Here is a 15,019-nt window from a genome sequence, read left to right on the forward strand (position 1 = left end):
TCAATGAAATGAATGAACTGTAATTTTAAACTAAATTTAAACTAAAAAGAAGGTTAAATTTAAACTACACTAAGAAGAAAGCAAGTAAGTAAGATAACATAAAAAAAGGGAGCGAGTACAGATGAACAAAATCATAGAAGCAGATATCGTCGTTGTAGGGGGTGGTCCAGCTGGTGTGAACGCGGCCATTGCGGCAGGACGAAGTGGGGCCAAGACGGTTTTAATAGAGAAATACGGTTTTATTGGCGGGATGTCAACCGCTGCGCTTGTTTATCCATGGATGACCTTTCATACTACTGATGGCAAGCAAGTCATTAAAGGACTTGCGCAAGAGATTATCGACCGCCTCATGGCAATGAATGCATCCCCCGGCCATCTTCGGGACACCGTAGGCTTTGTGAATACAATTACGCCATACCACCCTGAGATTTATAAAGTGCTTGCTGTTGATATGTTGAAAGAAGCGGGTGTTAAGCTGCTATTCCATAGCTTTGTTGATCATGTAGAGACCGTGGACAACCGAATCCAGTCCGTACAACTAACGTCCAAGTCGGGTAGAATTGATGTGAAGGGCAAAGTATTTATCGATACAACAGGAGATGCGGATCTTGCTTATTTATCTGGGGCGCCTTGCTTGCAGGGGCGTGACGGAGATAAACTCACACAACCAATGACGATGAAGTTCCGGATGCGCGGTGTGGATTTGGCCGTTGTCAAACAGTACATGATTGACAATCCAGATGAATTTTATAAAAAGACACCGATTGATGAGCTTGCTGATCTGCCTTTGTCTGGTGTTTTGGGTTATTACAAGCACTGGAAGGAAGCGAACCTGCCGATTAATCGAGATCAAGTGCTCTTCTTCACAGGTCCTGAAGCCGACGAAGTACTGGTCAACACTACGCGTGTACAAGGGCTTGATGGTACCGATGTAGAAGATTTGACGGAGGCCGAGGAGCTAGGTCGTAAGCAGGTGCTGATGGTAGCAGAGTTCATGAAAAATAATCTTCCAGGCTTTGAAAAAGCCTCGATTTCATCGGTAGGCGCTCAAATCGGTATCCGCGAAACGCGCCGTATTGATGGCCAGTATGCGCTGCAGGTTGCCGATGTCGTGCAAGGACGCCATTTTGAAGATGTTATCGCACGCAGCGGTTACCCGATCGACATTCACGATCCATCCGGCAAAGGTGTGACCGCTGCTTGGGTCGAAGGTGACGGAGCTTACGACATCCCATACCGCTGCCTGCTGCCGCAAAAAATCGAGAACCTGCTGACCGCAGGGCGCTGTATCTCAACGACGCACGAAGCACTCGCGACAACGCGTCTCACTCCAAGCTGTATGGCAACAGGGCAAGCAGCCGGATCAGCAGCAGGACTTGCAGTTAAGCATGGAATTCAACCTGCGAAAATTGATATTGCGGAGCTTCAAGCTGTCCTTGTACGAGATGGAGCAGTGTTGAAGTAGCAAAATGCTTCTCAGCGAAAGCCCAGTAGCCTCCCCGCCGAATAGGGGCGGAAAGGGCGCTTAAAAGCCAACATCTGTATGCCCACCTCCAAATAAGGGAACACTTCTACTTACATGCTGCAACACTAAGTATGAGAAAAGGTGGGAATTCCTTATGCTTTTATATCAGTTAACGCAATGGTTCGAAGAGCGCACCACCCTGCAAAAGGCTTTGTACAGTGGCCCCGCTGAAAATACCGGTGAATTGCAACAAAGAATGCAAGAAGTCGAAGATCAGCTGTATTCCCATGCCGAACGCTGGAAAAATGCGATTCAGGAAGCCTCCTATTTGCAGTTCCCTTATGAGAATCCTCAGTTGGATGACGATATGGTTCTTTAGCTTCTTTGGGAGGGCTTACCTTTGTATTTCCTCGGTTTTCGTGTAGAATTAGATTGTACGATAAACGAGAACAGAACGAGGTTTTTTGATAATGAAAGTACTTGTATCCACACTTAATGCTAAATTCATTCATACCTCCTTGGCTTTACGCTATCTGAAAGCGTTCTGCGAGAAGGATTTTGACGTTGAAATTACAGAATATACGATTAAAGACCCCGTCATGAACGTCGTTTCGGACATTTACCAAAAGGCCCCGGATGTATTGGGTTTTTCTTGTTATATTTGGAACATTGAAGAAACGATAACAATTATTAAAATGATCAAAAAGATTCGGCCAGATCTCCTGATCATGCTTGGCGGCCCTGAAGTCTCCTATGATACCGAGTACTGGATGAATCGCATTCCTGAGGTCGATTTCATTGTGATGGGCGAAGGGGAAGAGACCTTTCACCAACTGCTGACGGAAATTTCAACGACTCGCAAATATCATTTTGTTTATGGACTGGCTTATCGCAAAGGTGAGGAAATCGTACTCATGCCGGGCAGACCTAAGCTGAAGCTGGATGATATCCCGTCACCGCACCGTTTTGCAGAAGATGTGCCGAGTCTGGCTAATCGTGTTGTGTATTTTGAGACGAGCCGTGGCTGCCCCTTCTCTTGCCAATTCTGCTTGTCGAGTATTGAGGTCGGTGTGCGGTATTTTGATATGGAACGTACCAAGTCAGACCTGCTGTACTTAATCGACTCCGGCGCGAAGCTAATCAAGTTCGTGGATCGGACATTTAATATTAAGCGTGATTATGCGATGGAGATCTTTGAATTCCTCATTGCGAACCATCGCGGCACCGTGTTCCAATTTGAGATTACTGCGGATATCATGCGTCCAGAGGTACTCGATTACCTAGCAGAGAATGCCCCTCCGGGTACATTCCGCTTCGAGATCGGGGTTCAATCTACGAATGACACAACGAATGATTTGGTGCAGCGCAGGCAGAACTTCTTCAAGCTGAGTCGTACCGTATCTAAGGTGAAAAATAGCTTGAAAATCGATCAGCATCTCGATCTTATTGCCGGCTTGCCAGAAGAGGATTATAACTCGTTCCGCAAAACGTTTAACGATGTCTTTGAACTAGGTCCGGAAGAGCTGCAGCTCGGATTCCTGAAAATGCTGCGCGGTACAGGTATGCGCAATGACGCGCATAAATACGGCTACATCTACATGGATCATGCGCCATATGAGATTCTCGGCAATGACATTCTGCCGTTCACTGATTTGATTCGCATCAAACGGGTGGAGGATGTGTTGGAGAAATATTGGAACGCGCACCGTATGGATCATACGGTCAAATATTTAATCGCCAAAGAATTCGCCTCTGCGTTTGATTTCTTTCAAGAGTTCGGCGATTTCTGGGAAGGCCGTGGTTGGCAGAAAATTGGGCATCAGCTCGAGGATCTGTTTACCCGTTTGCGCGACTTCCTGATACATCGTGAAACGAAAAACATGCACGTCATTGAAGGCTTGATGAAGTTGGATTATTTCCTGGGCCATAAATATAAGCCGCGTAAAATCTGGTGGGACTTCACCTTGGAGAAGTCCGAGCAGAACGCGTACCTGAGGCTCCTGGCTGAGCAGCCTGAGCTCGTCAGCGGGGACTTCCGGAGCCTCCGCATCAATGAAAAAGATCTCCACAAGCACGCGATGCTTGAGGTGCTCCCTTTCGCTTTGCAGACGTATCTGCAGAGCGGAGAGATCGACGAAAGCAGCAAAGAGCTGCTTGTTGTGCACTTCCCGCCGGATGCGCAGCAGCCGGCTAGCTACTACACCATGCCGCTGCAGCAAGTGGCAGCCGTATAATCGAAGCCTCGCTCCCCATGCGAATTGGGAGTGGGGCTTTTTATATTGGCCCAGACAATATGATTTAATCGGGCCTTTTAAGGGTAATCTATGGTAGTTGAAACACCTACCAAATGATACTTGAGAGGAGAGCAACTCATGATTGAAACCAAGAATAAGCAGCTGGAAGAACAGATCGTGAAGGTACTGCATGCTAACCAGGTCTGCTCTTTTGCTACAGTAGACAACGGCAAGCCCAAAGTGCGTTACATGGCCTTGTTCCATGATGGATTGACCATTAACCTTGCGGCGAACAAAAAGACGGATAAAGTAGACGAGCTAAAGGACAATCCCCATGTACACATTCTGGTAGGCTATGACGGCAAGACTTCCTCCGAAATTTTGCAGATCCAAGCAACGGCTACTATTACTGCAAATAATGCGCTTCGTGAGAAGTTATGGAACGACTCCATGAAGCAATGGTTCAATGGACCACATGATCCGAACTACGTGGTGCTCGAAATTACACCTACCTATATCGAATATATGAATGGAAATTCCGAACCTCAGGTTTGGACGAAATAGCTTCATAAACCTTTTTACATCCCATAAAAGGATTTCCCTGAAAAACCCATTGACCACAGGTAAGGTTAAGTGATAAGATTGAAAAAATTTACCTATGGATCAAATGAGAGACTTTGAGCTACGCTCAAAGATCCCTATATTAGGAGGAAATCGTAAAGTGGCTACGTATTACTTAGAACCATCCCGTACGTTTAGTGAGTTTTTGTTGATTCCTAATCTTACAACGAAGGAATGTACACCGGCGAATGTGAAGCTTAAGACACCGTTAGTTAAATTCAATAAAGGCGAGGAGCCTGCGATCTCGCTCAATATCCCGTTTTCATCTGCTGTCATGCAGGCCGTATCCGATCATGGAATGGCGATTGCTTTGGCGCGGAGTGGCGGGATTTCGTTTATTTTTGGCTCGCAATCCATTGAAGAAGAAGCTTTGATGGTGCGTAAAGTAAAAGGGTACAAGGCAGGATTTGTAGTTAGCCGTTCCAACTTAACTCCCCAGCATACACTAAGTGATGTATTGGCGTTGAAAGAAGAAACAGGTCATTCTACGGTTGCCATTACCGACGATGGTACAGCGAATGGCAAATTGCTTGGTATTGTAACGGGGCGTGATTACCGGACAAGTCGTGACCCTCTGGATCGCCAAATCCAGCATTTTATGACGCCTTTCGATAAATTGATTTACGGCAAATCAGGAATTACTTTATCGGAAGCAAACAATTTAATTTGGGATCACAAGCTGAATTGTTTACCGATTGTGGATGAGCATCAGAAACTCGATACCCTCGTTTTCCGTAAGGATTATGATGAGCATAAAGAAAATCCGATGGAGCTGTTGGACGCTAACAAAAGCTATATTGTTGGTGCGGGGATTAATACGAAGGATTACAAAGAGAGAGTGCCTGCGCTTGTTGAAGCGGGAGTAGACATTCTAGTCATCGATTCTTCAGATGGTTACAGTGAATGGCAGCGGGAAACGGTTCAGTATGTGAAAGAGAATTTCAATGTGAAGATCGGTGCAGGTAACGTTGTAGACCGTGAAGGGTTCCTTTATCTGGTGGAATCAGGAGCGGATTTCATTAAAGTCGGCATCGGTGGCGGGTCTATCTGTATCACTCGGGAGCAAAAAGGGATTGGTCGCGGACAAGCCTCTTCCATCATGGAAGTTGTTGAAGCCAGAGATCAATACTTCAAAGAAACAGGTACCTACATTCCAATCTGTTCCGATGGTGGTATCGTACATGACTACCATATTACATTAGCCTTAGCCATGGGTGCTGATTTTGTTATGTTGGGTCGATATTTCGCGCGTTTCGATGAGAGCCCGACCAGAAAGCTGAAAGTTGGCAACAACTTCGTGAAAGAATACTGGGGAGAAGGCTCCAATCGTGCCCGCAACTGGCAGCGTTATGATACGGGTGGCAAAAACAAGCTCTTGTTTGAGGAAGGCGTCGATTCGTATGTTCCATATGCTGGAGGCCTTCAGGAGAACCTGGACAAGACGCTTGGTAAAATAAAGTCCACGATGTGCAACTGTGGATCATTAAGCTTGGACGAGCTGAAAAGCAAAGCGAGAATTGCGCTCGTTTCCGCAACCAGCCTTGTTGAAGGCGGAGCGCACGACGTTATTTTAAAAGAAAGCAGCTTATCGGAAGAATCTTAGCTGGGAATAGAACTAGACAGTGCTTCTAAATGAAATAAGCCTCCAAAACCACGGTGAAAGTGGTTTTGGAGGCTTATTTTCATTTCGAGCATGGTTTTCAGCTTTGCTAAGAAATGCTTAATTAACTTATCTTTGCTATGCGAGACTATTGTGACTTAACTGAGCTAAGAAAAACTTCACTATAGCTCAACTTTACTGAGAGATAATTCATAGTAACTCAACTTACTGAAAGAGACTTAGTATTTATTTCGAATTCTGAGTTGTACATTTTACAACATTATCCCGTCCTAAACCGATAAAATCGCAGTAAAGTTGCATTTTGTACAACAGTTTCGACTGATTTCCTTGGAAATCAACATATTTAAGAGGAATTGTTGTACTTTTTACAACACTCCCTACTCACAAGTAAATATTTAGCTCCAATTGTTGTATTTTTTACAACAATTGGAGCTAAAGGGGCGAGGGCAAGGGCAAGGGAGGGGCAAAGTTAAAGCGGAGTCAGAGTCAAAGCAAAGTTAAAGTCAAAGCAAAAGCAAAGCAGAGTCAGAGCAAAGTCAAAGTAAAAGTAAAAGTAAAAAGTAAAAGTAAAAGTAAAAGTAAAAGTAAAAGTAAAAGTAAAAGTAAAAGTAAAAGTAGGTAAAGGTAAAAAAGGCAAACTCAAAATCAAACTCAAAAGTGCATTGCTTATGAGCAATAGTGATTATCGCAATAATTACAATTAAGGCAAGTAGCTGCGAATAACCGTCATGCTGCCTTCTAGTGCATAGCTGCCAAGATTGGCAGGAAGCAGGAAGCAGTCGCCTGGCTTCGTGGAGATGCTGCCATCTGCCCACTGGAGGGTTCCGTTCCCGTCTGCAATAACGAGGATGACGAAGCTTTCAGGAGAAGTGCTTAGCTCCCATTTCGGTCCTACTAGGCCTTTTTCTACGGTGAAGAAAGGGGACTCGGCAAGCGTTAACCAAGTACCGGCTTCATTCAAATCTGTTTTCATCCGAGTGGAACCGGAGCCTTCATACGCGATAACGTTGAGAGAATCTTCTATATGAAGATCACGTGGTTTACCATCCAATCCAGGACGATTATAATCGTACAAACGATAGGTCGTATCGGAATTTTGCTGAATCTCGGCAACTAGAACGCCAGCACCAAGGGCATGGACCGTTCCTGCTGGGATGTAGAAGGAATCACCGGCTTCAACAGGCACTTCCTGCAAGCAGTCCAAAATGCGGTTCTCTGCTATGGCTTGAGCTAAGCTTTCACGTGTAACGCCTTCTTGCATGCCATATATAATTTTGGCGCCGGGCTTGGCATCAAGGATGTACCACATCTCTGTTTTGCCGAGCTCGCCGGCAGCCAAATTCTTGTAATGATCGTTCGGATGTACTTGTACGGAAAGGTCGTCTTCGCAATCCAATAACTTGATGAGTAGTGGGAAACGGCCGTTTTTCTCGGAAAATCCTTTGGTGCCGAATAATGTTTTGCCGTAATTCTCGCGAATTTCGTCTAGACCAAGGCCTGCTAATTCGCCATTAATAACCTTCGTCGTTCCATTCGGGTGATCGCCAATCATCCAGCCTTCGCCAATGGCGCCTTCTGGAAGCTGAAAACCAAACTTTTCTAGGGCTCTTCCACCCCAGACACGTTCTTTCATTTCAGGTTGAAATTGAAGCGGGTATGATTTCACAAGCTATCCCTACTTTCTTCTCTAATTTCTCCTACAAAAGAATGCTATTGCACTCTCTAGCATTATATCATGCGTCTATCTTTTTTCTAGAGCTAGGAGATAGGGAGCATGCGGGCTGGTATTCATGAATTGGTAACGCAGCACCTGAAAGGCTGCGAGCGGAAGGCGCTGGGCCCAGCTTTCGACGGCTGCAGCTTCTTCCGAGCCTCCATCGTGCCCGCTATAGAGCACGATGGTCACGATACCGCCTTTGCGGAGAAGGCGGAGGGCAGCCTCGAGAGCAGGAATCGTGGATTCCTGCTTCGTAATCGTTGCCGGATCGGCGCCGGGCAGGTAGCCGAGATTGAACGTGACCGCAGCGACCTTGCCGTGGCGGTCCTGCGGCACAGCCGCCTCCATGAGCGCATGGCTGCATAGGCTCATGTGTACACATGAAGATGCGTCTGGAAGTTCTTTCTCCAGACGCATCTTTGTTTGATCCAGCGCTTGCTGCTGGATATCGAAGCCATAAACGCTGCCGCGGGTGCCAACCAGCTTCGCTAAGAACACAGCATCCACGCCATTGCCAAGGGTCCCGTCGATGACGGTATCGCCCGGCTGAGCCCGCTGATTAATTAGTTGATGAGCAAAACTAAGTACCGAAACAAAACCCATGCGATGAAAGCCCTCCATGCTGCTTATACGATTATTTTTTGTCTGCTAGCCATGCGGCTAGCACTTCGATTTCTTCGGATTTCAGTGCGCTTTTGAAAGGTGGCATATCGCCTTTACCTCCGAGGATTTGCGCAGCGATCTCATCCTTGGTTTTGTGCGAACCGACCTTCGTCAGGTTCGGACCGAAGTCGCCTGCAAGCCCTGCCCCGTGGCAGGACATGCAGTTGTCCTTGTACAGCACCTGCGCCTGCGCTGCGGTACTCGTGCCGCCATCCGCAGGCTTTGCGGATGGGGATGGCGCCGCGCTTGCAGGCGCTGGCGTTGCAGTCGGCGTCGGCTTAGCCGCAGCCGCTTCTTTCACTGCTGGCGTCGCGGCCGCAGCAGTCGGCTTCGCTGTCGCTGCTGCGCTCGGCTGCGGAGTACTGCTTGCCGCTGGCTGCACCGTAGCGGCTGCGGGTGCTGCCGTCGCTACAGCAACCGGCGACGCACTTACTACCGCCGTCGGTGACGTTGACGGCGCCACGGTACTCACTGGTGTCGCCGGCTCACTTCCACATCCAGCGACAACTAGCATCATCCCAACAATGGCTGCTTGAGCCCGTTTCATCATCATGATTATCCATCTCCTTTAGTCATTCTACCTATATAAAGGAAACGGATAATAATCTATTTTGGTTTTATGTGTTTATATGTTTATGTGTTTATGTTTTCGTTAGATTTATCCTTGGTCGACTTTACCCTTCCAAAGTTTACCCTGCCAAGTATTTCTTTCTTTTAAAAGGGTATCAAAAGCATTCAGCACTTCCCACTTTTTAAGGCTCCACATCGGGCCAATCAGTAGATCGCGGGGCGCATCTCCAGTAAGGCGATGGACTATCATTTCCGGTGGCAGAAATTCGAGCGTATCTACGATAAGCTTCACATACTCGTCTTTTTCCAGGAACTGAAGCAAGCCAGCTTCGTATTGTTTCACCATAGGCGTTTTACGCATTAAATGAAGTAAATGGATTTTAATGCCCTGAACATCCATCTGAGCGACGGCTCGTCCGGTGTCCAGCATCATTTCGTGGGTCTCCCCAGGTAATCCATAAATAATGTGTGCACAGGTACGGATATTATGCTTTCGAAGCTTGGCAACCGCATCCAAATAGCATTGTGTGTCGTGAGCACGATTGATGAGTTCAGAGGTTGATTCGTGTACGGTTTGAAGACCCATTTCGACCCATAGGTAGGTTCGTTCATTCAACTCCGCCAAGTATTCGATCACATCATCTGGTAAACAATCCGGTCTGGTCGCAATGGATAAACCAACGACGCCTGGCTGCTTTAAAATAACTTCATAATATTCCCGCAGCTCCTCAACGGGTGCATACGTATTCGTATAGGCCTGAAAGTAGCCGATGTATTGGGCATCCGGCCATTTCTGATGTTGGAGATCACGAATCTTATTAAATTGGGTAACCAGATCATCGCGGCGGCTTCCCGCAAAATCACCTGATCCCCGTGCGCTGCAAAATGTGCAGCCGCCAGTTGCAATATTGCCATCACGATTGGGACAAGTAAAACCTGCATCCAGCATGACTTTAAAAACCTTCCCGCCGAAAGCTTCACGCATTTCATAATTCCATGTATGGAAACGTTTGTCCCCCCATAGTTGAGGCGACTCCTGAGTAATTATAGACATATGGTTGCTCCTTTCTTTCCAACCTATTGTAGCGAAATTGAAGCATGAAAGCGACCCCTGCCTTTCCAAGATGTTCCCCGTTAAAAAGGAGCGATACGGAGCATGCTAACTTTGCATAACTATTACATGCCGAAAGGGGATTTGAACAAGTGAAAAAGTTTCGTACAATTACTTTGGCGGTAGCTTTGACAACGGCATTAAGTTTTGGGGCAACTGGTGCACTGGCTACTGGAACTACAGGAACTACTGGAACTACTGGAACAACGGGGACAGGAACTACGACAACATCGGGATATACAGGAAGTAATTATGACGCTACTGTAGGTACTGGTACTACAGGTACTACAACTACAGGTACTACAGGTACTACTACTGGTGGTACTGGCACCGACGTTATGGGTCAAATCAATGGTTACGGCACAAATATGATGGACCGAATGAATACTACAGGTATGAACAATAATTATGACACTTCGTCCTATCGTGCCACTGCGACTACTGGGGCAGACGATGATATGGACTGGGGATGGCTTGGTCTGGTAGGTTTGTTGGGCTTAGTTGGTCTTAGAGGAAGAGATAAACGAAGAGATGAAATTAGGTAAATAGATACTATCTAGAATGCGCCCTCCAATTGGAGGGCGTTTTTCTATGTCGTTAGAATGATCTGCCATTCATAAAGAACATCATCATAACGAAAGCTATCATTAATGAAACAAAAGGAAAGCAGGTGAATGAGTTGGTTAAGATGCCCCCAGCTATCGATACGTTATCCGTCGAGTTGACCATTAAAGAAGCATTCGCTTTGAGCAGTGGCGTGAAATACGCTGCAGACCCGAGCATATCGAAGGACGCAAGACGAAAAATACTGCGGTCTTTGGATCAAAAACTGTTTCCAGCCACATCGAATACCATTGATTATCATGCCCTGGAAGTGTAATTCCCTTTGATTTTTTTCCTCGAATCGTCTATGATTTGTATTCGATAGCTTGTACGTGTAGGAGGCAAAAAGTAGATGCGTTTACGGGGAAGAAAAGGAATTCGAGAAGATATAGAACGTCAAAAGGAACTCGTTGTTTTAAATGCCAAGGAATATAAAGGCAAATGGGCCGAGTTATTCGGTAACAACAACCCGATTCATGCCGAGCTTGGGATGGGCAAAGGGCGCTTCATTAGTGAAATGAGTAAGAAATATCCGAACATTAATTTCATTGGTGTTGATATGTATGACGAATTGATTCGCAAAGCAAGTGAGAAAGCAAAGAATGCTCATGAAATCAAGACGGATGATGAGGCGGAGTCTGCGCTAAGCATACCGAACTTGAAGCTAATGCTTTTCAATATCGAACATATTGAGGAAGCTTTTGCTGAAGGTGAATTAGAGCGGGTTTATTTGAATTTCAGTGATCCATGGCCGAAGAAAAAGCATGCTCGTAGACGTTTAACGCATCCGGGCTTTGTTGAGAAATATCAGCAAATATTAAATGCGAACGGCGAGATTCACTTGAAAACCGATTCGCAATCATTGTTCGAATTCTCCCTCAATTCTTTTGCAGATATGGGACTGAGAATGCGAAATATTTCCTTAAACCTGCATGTGGATGGGATTCATCCTAACCATGTTATGACTGAATACGAAACGAAGTTCGCCGGGCAAGGTATGAACATTCATCGCTGTGAAGTGGTTATTGGCGAAAAAGTGCTTGCTTCTCATCTGGAGCAGTTGAACAAAGCCAAATCGGAATAGGTTTATACACAAAAAAAGCTAATCTTCTACTGCATAAACTGCGGTAAGAGATTAGCTTTTTTTACTTGAATCACCCAAGCAATTGCATAATGACCTCTGAACAATCAGTTGAGGGAAGATACATCTTCTTTTTATGATAATTAGAAGCGCGCTTAGCCTCTACATCCGTATACCTGCTAGCCAACATCGATAACCAGTTCGCAATTGTATCTGCAGATCGGATCGGTTCGCCAAAGCCAAGCTGTGTAAAATAGTGGACATTCTCTTCTTCCTGACCCGGTATCGGATCATAAAAAAGCATGGGGATCGACTTTGCAAGCCCTTCTGAGCAGGTCATACCCCCGGGCTTCGTTACAAGCAAATCGGAAGCTTCCATTAACTTGCCGATTTCTTGGGTAAACCCAAGCAAATGGATATTGGGATGCTGATATCGGGCGTCCATCGCCAGCTTTGCTAATGCTTTCTCATTATTGCCTAAGCAAAATATGAATTGGATTCGATCTCTCCATGTTATCAAGTGCTCACTGAGTGAATCGCCGCCGATTAATCCCCAGCCACCTCCCATAACTAGTACGGTAGGCAGAGATGCCAGCTGGAATTGCTGTCGAATCAGGGCTTTATCGTGGGCAACACGAAAGCTTGGATGAACGGGAATTCCTGTGATTTCGACTTGGGCTGCCGTGATACCGCGGCCCAGCAGTTTATTTTTGACGTCTTCTGTCGAAACCATATATTTATTTACTTCTCTACTGACCCAAGTCCCATGGACATCGTAGTCTGTAATGACCGTACATAGCGGGATGTCTAATCCAGCTCTTTTCAGTCTAGATACGACAACACTGGGAAAAGGGTGTGTGCAGACAATAGCTTGAGGAGCCCACTGCTGGATAATCGCCGCTGTCTGTGCATAAAAAATGCGATGTAAGGCTAATTGCGTCAAGCGGTTGAGCGATTTCTTGTATTGAGAGCGGTACAATCGGCCGTACAGCTTGGGCTGAGAGGTTAGTGTCTTTTTGTAAGCATGGATGATCCAAGGTGCTAAGGTCGGGTGCAGGAATGAGCCTAATTCTAATACACGTGTCTCGATTGTAGAACAACGCTGTTCTAAGTTTACGGCAAGTGCATAAGCCGCTTGCGTATGTCCGGCTCCGAAGCCTTCAGAAAGAATGAGAACCCGTTTTTTACCATGCAAGACATCCATTCGTTTACCCCCAGAAAGCTACTGTCACTAGAGAAGCCGTCGTTCCAATTAAACATCCAACGATACAATCGGAAGGATAGTGCAGCCCTAGGTAGATACGTGATAGACCAACGATTAATGCGAGCGGTATGAGAATAAGTCCAAGTATAGGCACGGCTGTAACAAAAGGGAAAATGATTGAGAAGATAGCGGTTGTATGCCCGGAAGGAAAGGAATGATCCGTCAGCGGGTTTTTATAAGTAATGGTTTGAGGGTGTACCAGGTAAGGTCTAAGTCTTGGGTATTTCTTTTTGATAAAAGCAACTGGGATATGACTGATGGTTAAGGCAAGAAGAGCTTGAATGCCTGCTGTACGCAGTGGGCCTTGACCGAACAATGCAAAGCATAAGGATATCGCAATGGAGGCTGTGGCCCCGCCTAAATGTGTGATTTTATTAAAGAAATGATCAAGGAAGAAGTGCTGGATACGTTGATTCACAAAGTGGAATATGCGTGTTTCATGATGCTGAAGCCAGTGTACGACCCTGCTCATGAGTAGTAGCCTCCTTCGCTGCTGGGGTTACTTTCTTAAGTCTTATTGTAAAGAACATTTATTAAAGGAAGATTAACGCAGTAATAAATTTTAAGAAATTCAATTTAACGTTCATCTGATCTCCCGAAAACAATCCTGTGCTAGCATGATGTGAAATAAGGGGATTGAAGGTAAATAGTAAAAAGGGGCTGATGAGGTTGAGAGTTGCCTTATTTACAGATACATTCCTGCCAGATGTAAATGGAGTTGCCAAGACACTTGGCAGATGGACGCGGTTTTTGGAATCCAAAGATGTGGCTTGCAAAGTGTTTGCTCCTACTAGTATGACAGAAGGTGACAACGATCCGTTCCGTGTAGAACGTTTTTACAGTATTCCCTTTTTATTGTACCCCGAATGTCGCTTAGCTATCCCAAATCCTCTCAATGTTCGCAAATCCCTCCATGCCTTTCAGCCTACACTCATTCATTGTGCAACCCCTTTCAATTTGGGACTTTTTGGCTTGCACCATGCTCGCAAACACAAAACGCCATTAGTTGCGTCCTACCATACTCACTTCGACCAATACTTGAGTCATTATAAAATACCTTGGGTGGAGACTACGCTGTGGAAATACATGCAATGGTTTCACCAAAGCTGTCAGAAGGTGTATGTGCCTTCGATGTCTACCTTGCAGCATCTGCAAGCCAAAGGGTTAAGTCATTTAGAGATTTGGAGCCGCGGTGTCGATGCGGAACGTTTCCAGCCGATTGTCGACCGAAAGTCAGTACTCGGGACATATGGCGTAGATCCTGCAAAGTTCGTTATGCTTTATGTCGGGCGTTTAGCCCCTGAGAAAAGTGTAGAGGTCGCACTAGACAGTTTTACTGCACTGCCTGCTGCGATCAGAGATGATAGTCATCTAATTATTGCTGGTGACGGACCGTCTGCCGCAGTGTTGCGCGAATGTTATGGAGGGGCTCCAGGAGTTACTTTTACCGGATTCGTTCAGGGGACACAGCTCGCTGAGCTTTATGCAGCTGCAGATGTGTTTCTTTTTCCTTCAGCTACAGAGACTTTCGGCAATGTTGTTCTGGAGTCCATGGCTTCTGGGACAACGGTGATTGGAGCTGCTGCTGGCGGGGTACAGGATAATATTGAGCATGAAGTAACGGGTTTACTCTGTCCATCTGGCGAGGTTGCTGCTTTCACACAAGCAATCATAAGATTGTATGAATCACAAGAGACTCGTCACAGACTTGCCATTGCGGGTAGGGAGTTTGCCCTGCGCCAATCTTGGGATCACATCTTTAACCAATTGTTGGCCAGCTATGAGGAAGTGGCCTATAGGACAGCTGTAAATCAGTCCCACTTACATTCAAAACGTATGATTCAATAATAGGGGCAGCCAAGCAAAAGTTGTCAGGGAGAGCTTAGGTGAATTATAATAAACCCCGTATCACATGGGGGCGGCTTGATCGTGTTCGTCTAAATGGTGAACTTTTGGTACACAATAAAATGAAAAACGTTGAAAACAGGACTTTAACGATCTGATTTCAAGCACATGCTGCATAGACTGTGCGCGTTCCGCTCAAATCTCAGAGAAATGGCTTATATACG

Annotated in this window: 15 protein-coding genes; 9 read left to right on the forward strand and 6 right to left on the reverse strand. The window is 45.9% G+C overall.

The annotated features are described in order from the left end of the window. Positions 1-121: 121 nt before the first annotated feature. The 5 genes from QFZ80_RS01375 (at position 122) to QFZ80_RS01395 (ending at position 5,923) form a co-directional block, all read left to right on the forward strand. Positions 122-1,465, forward strand: a complete 1,344-nt coding sequence (locus QFZ80_RS01375; protein ID WP_307556850.1) for an FAD-dependent oxidoreductase — start codon at positions 122-124, stop codon at positions 1,463-1,465. A gap of 154 nt (positions 1,466-1,619) precedes the next feature. Next, complete coding sequence (locus tag QFZ80_RS01380; RefSeq protein WP_307549526.1) at positions 1,620-1,844, forward strand: hypothetical protein; 225 nt, start codon at positions 1,620-1,622, stop codon at positions 1,842-1,844. A 91-nt stretch (positions 1,845-1,935) separates the two neighbouring features. Further along, positions 1,936-3,699, forward strand: a complete 1,764-nt coding sequence (locus QFZ80_RS01385) for a B12-binding domain-containing radical SAM protein (RefSeq protein ID WP_307556852.1) — start codon at positions 1,936-1,938, stop codon at positions 3,697-3,699. A gap of 138 nt (positions 3,700-3,837) precedes the next feature. Beyond that, the gene (locus tag QFZ80_RS01390) at positions 3,838-4,263 is read left to right on the forward strand and encodes a pyridoxamine 5'-phosphate oxidase family protein (protein WP_307556854.1); all 426 of its coding nucleotides are present in this window, start codon (positions 3,838-3,840) and stop codon (positions 4,261-4,263) included. A 157-nt stretch (positions 4,264-4,420) separates the two neighbouring features. Beyond that, entirely contained in the window at positions 4,421-5,923 is a 1,503-nt protein-coding gene (locus QFZ80_RS01395) for an IMP dehydrogenase (RefSeq protein ID WP_307549519.1), read from the forward strand. A 718-nt stretch (positions 5,924-6,641) separates the two neighbouring features. On the opposite strand, the gene QFZ80_RS01400 is transcribed toward QFZ80_RS01395, so the two are convergent. From QFZ80_RS01400 to mnmL, 4 genes are all read right to left on the reverse strand, one after another. Then, complete coding sequence (locus QFZ80_RS01400) at positions 6,642-7,607, reverse strand: type I phosphomannose isomerase catalytic subunit (protein WP_307549517.1); 966 nt, start codon at positions 7,605-7,607, stop codon at positions 6,642-6,644. Between the two features lie 75 nt (positions 7,608-7,682). Then, positions 7,683-8,261 carry a tRNA 5-(aminomethyl)-2-thiouridylate-methyltransferase MnmM gene (gene mnmM / locus QFZ80_RS01405; RefSeq protein ID WP_307556856.1) on the reverse strand — a complete coding sequence of 193 codons (579 nt, stop codon included), beginning with the start codon at positions 8,259-8,261 and terminating at the stop codon, positions 7,683-7,685. Between the two features lie 31 nt (positions 8,262-8,292). After that, a complete protein-coding gene (locus QFZ80_RS01410; RefSeq protein WP_307556859.1) occupies positions 8,293-8,874 on the reverse strand; it encodes a c-type cytochrome in 582 nt (193 codons plus the stop codon). Between the two features lie 105 nt (positions 8,875-8,979). Further along, the gene (mnmL, locus tag QFZ80_RS01415; protein WP_307556861.1) at positions 8,980-9,945 is read right to left on the reverse strand and encodes a tRNA modification radical SAM protein MnmL/YtqA; all 966 of its coding nucleotides are present in this window, start codon (positions 9,943-9,945) and stop codon (positions 8,980-8,982) included. A gap of 149 nt (positions 9,946-10,094) precedes the next feature. Here mnmL and QFZ80_RS01420 point away from each other — a divergent pair, with 149 nt between their 5' ends. The 3 genes from QFZ80_RS01420 (at position 10,095) to trmB (ending at position 11,689) form a co-directional block, all read left to right on the forward strand. Next, entirely contained in the window at positions 10,095-10,547 is a 453-nt protein-coding gene (locus QFZ80_RS01420) for a WGxxGxxG family protein (RefSeq protein ID WP_307549509.1), read from the forward strand. Between the two features lie 134 nt (positions 10,548-10,681). Continuing rightward, entirely contained in the window at positions 10,682-10,882 is a 201-nt protein-coding gene (locus QFZ80_RS01425) for a hypothetical protein (RefSeq protein WP_373459990.1), read from the forward strand. 75 nt (positions 10,883-10,957) lie between these two features. Next, positions 10,958-11,689, forward strand: a complete 732-nt coding sequence (gene trmB / locus QFZ80_RS01430; protein ID WP_307549507.1) for a tRNA (guanosine(46)-N7)-methyltransferase TrmB — start codon at positions 10,958-10,960, stop codon at positions 11,687-11,689. A 70-nt stretch (positions 11,690-11,759) separates the two neighbouring features. On the opposite strand, the gene QFZ80_RS01435 is transcribed toward trmB, so the two are convergent. Both QFZ80_RS01435 and QFZ80_RS01440 read right to left on the reverse strand, forming a co-directional pair. Next, positions 11,760-12,890 carry an MGDG synthase family glycosyltransferase gene (locus QFZ80_RS01435; RefSeq protein WP_307549505.1) on the reverse strand — a complete coding sequence of 377 codons (1,131 nt, stop codon included), beginning with the start codon at positions 12,888-12,890 and terminating at the stop codon, positions 11,760-11,762. Between the two features lie 4 nt (positions 12,891-12,894). Then, complete coding sequence (locus QFZ80_RS01440) at positions 12,895-13,422, reverse strand: phosphatase PAP2 family protein (protein ID WP_307556863.1); 528 nt, start codon at positions 13,420-13,422, stop codon at positions 12,895-12,897. Between the two features lie 197 nt (positions 13,423-13,619). On the opposite strand from QFZ80_RS01440, the gene QFZ80_RS01445 reads away from it, so the two are divergent. Then, the gene (locus tag QFZ80_RS01445; protein ID WP_307549503.1) at positions 13,620-14,798 is read left to right on the forward strand and encodes a glycosyltransferase family 4 protein; all 1,179 of its coding nucleotides are present in this window, start codon (positions 13,620-13,622) and stop codon (positions 14,796-14,798) included. Positions 14,799-15,019 lie beyond the last annotated feature (221 nt).

This window comes from Paenibacillus sp. V4I7 (genome assembly GCF_030817275.1).
GTDB lineage: Bacteria > Bacillota > Bacilli > Paenibacillales > NBRC-103111 > Paenibacillus_E.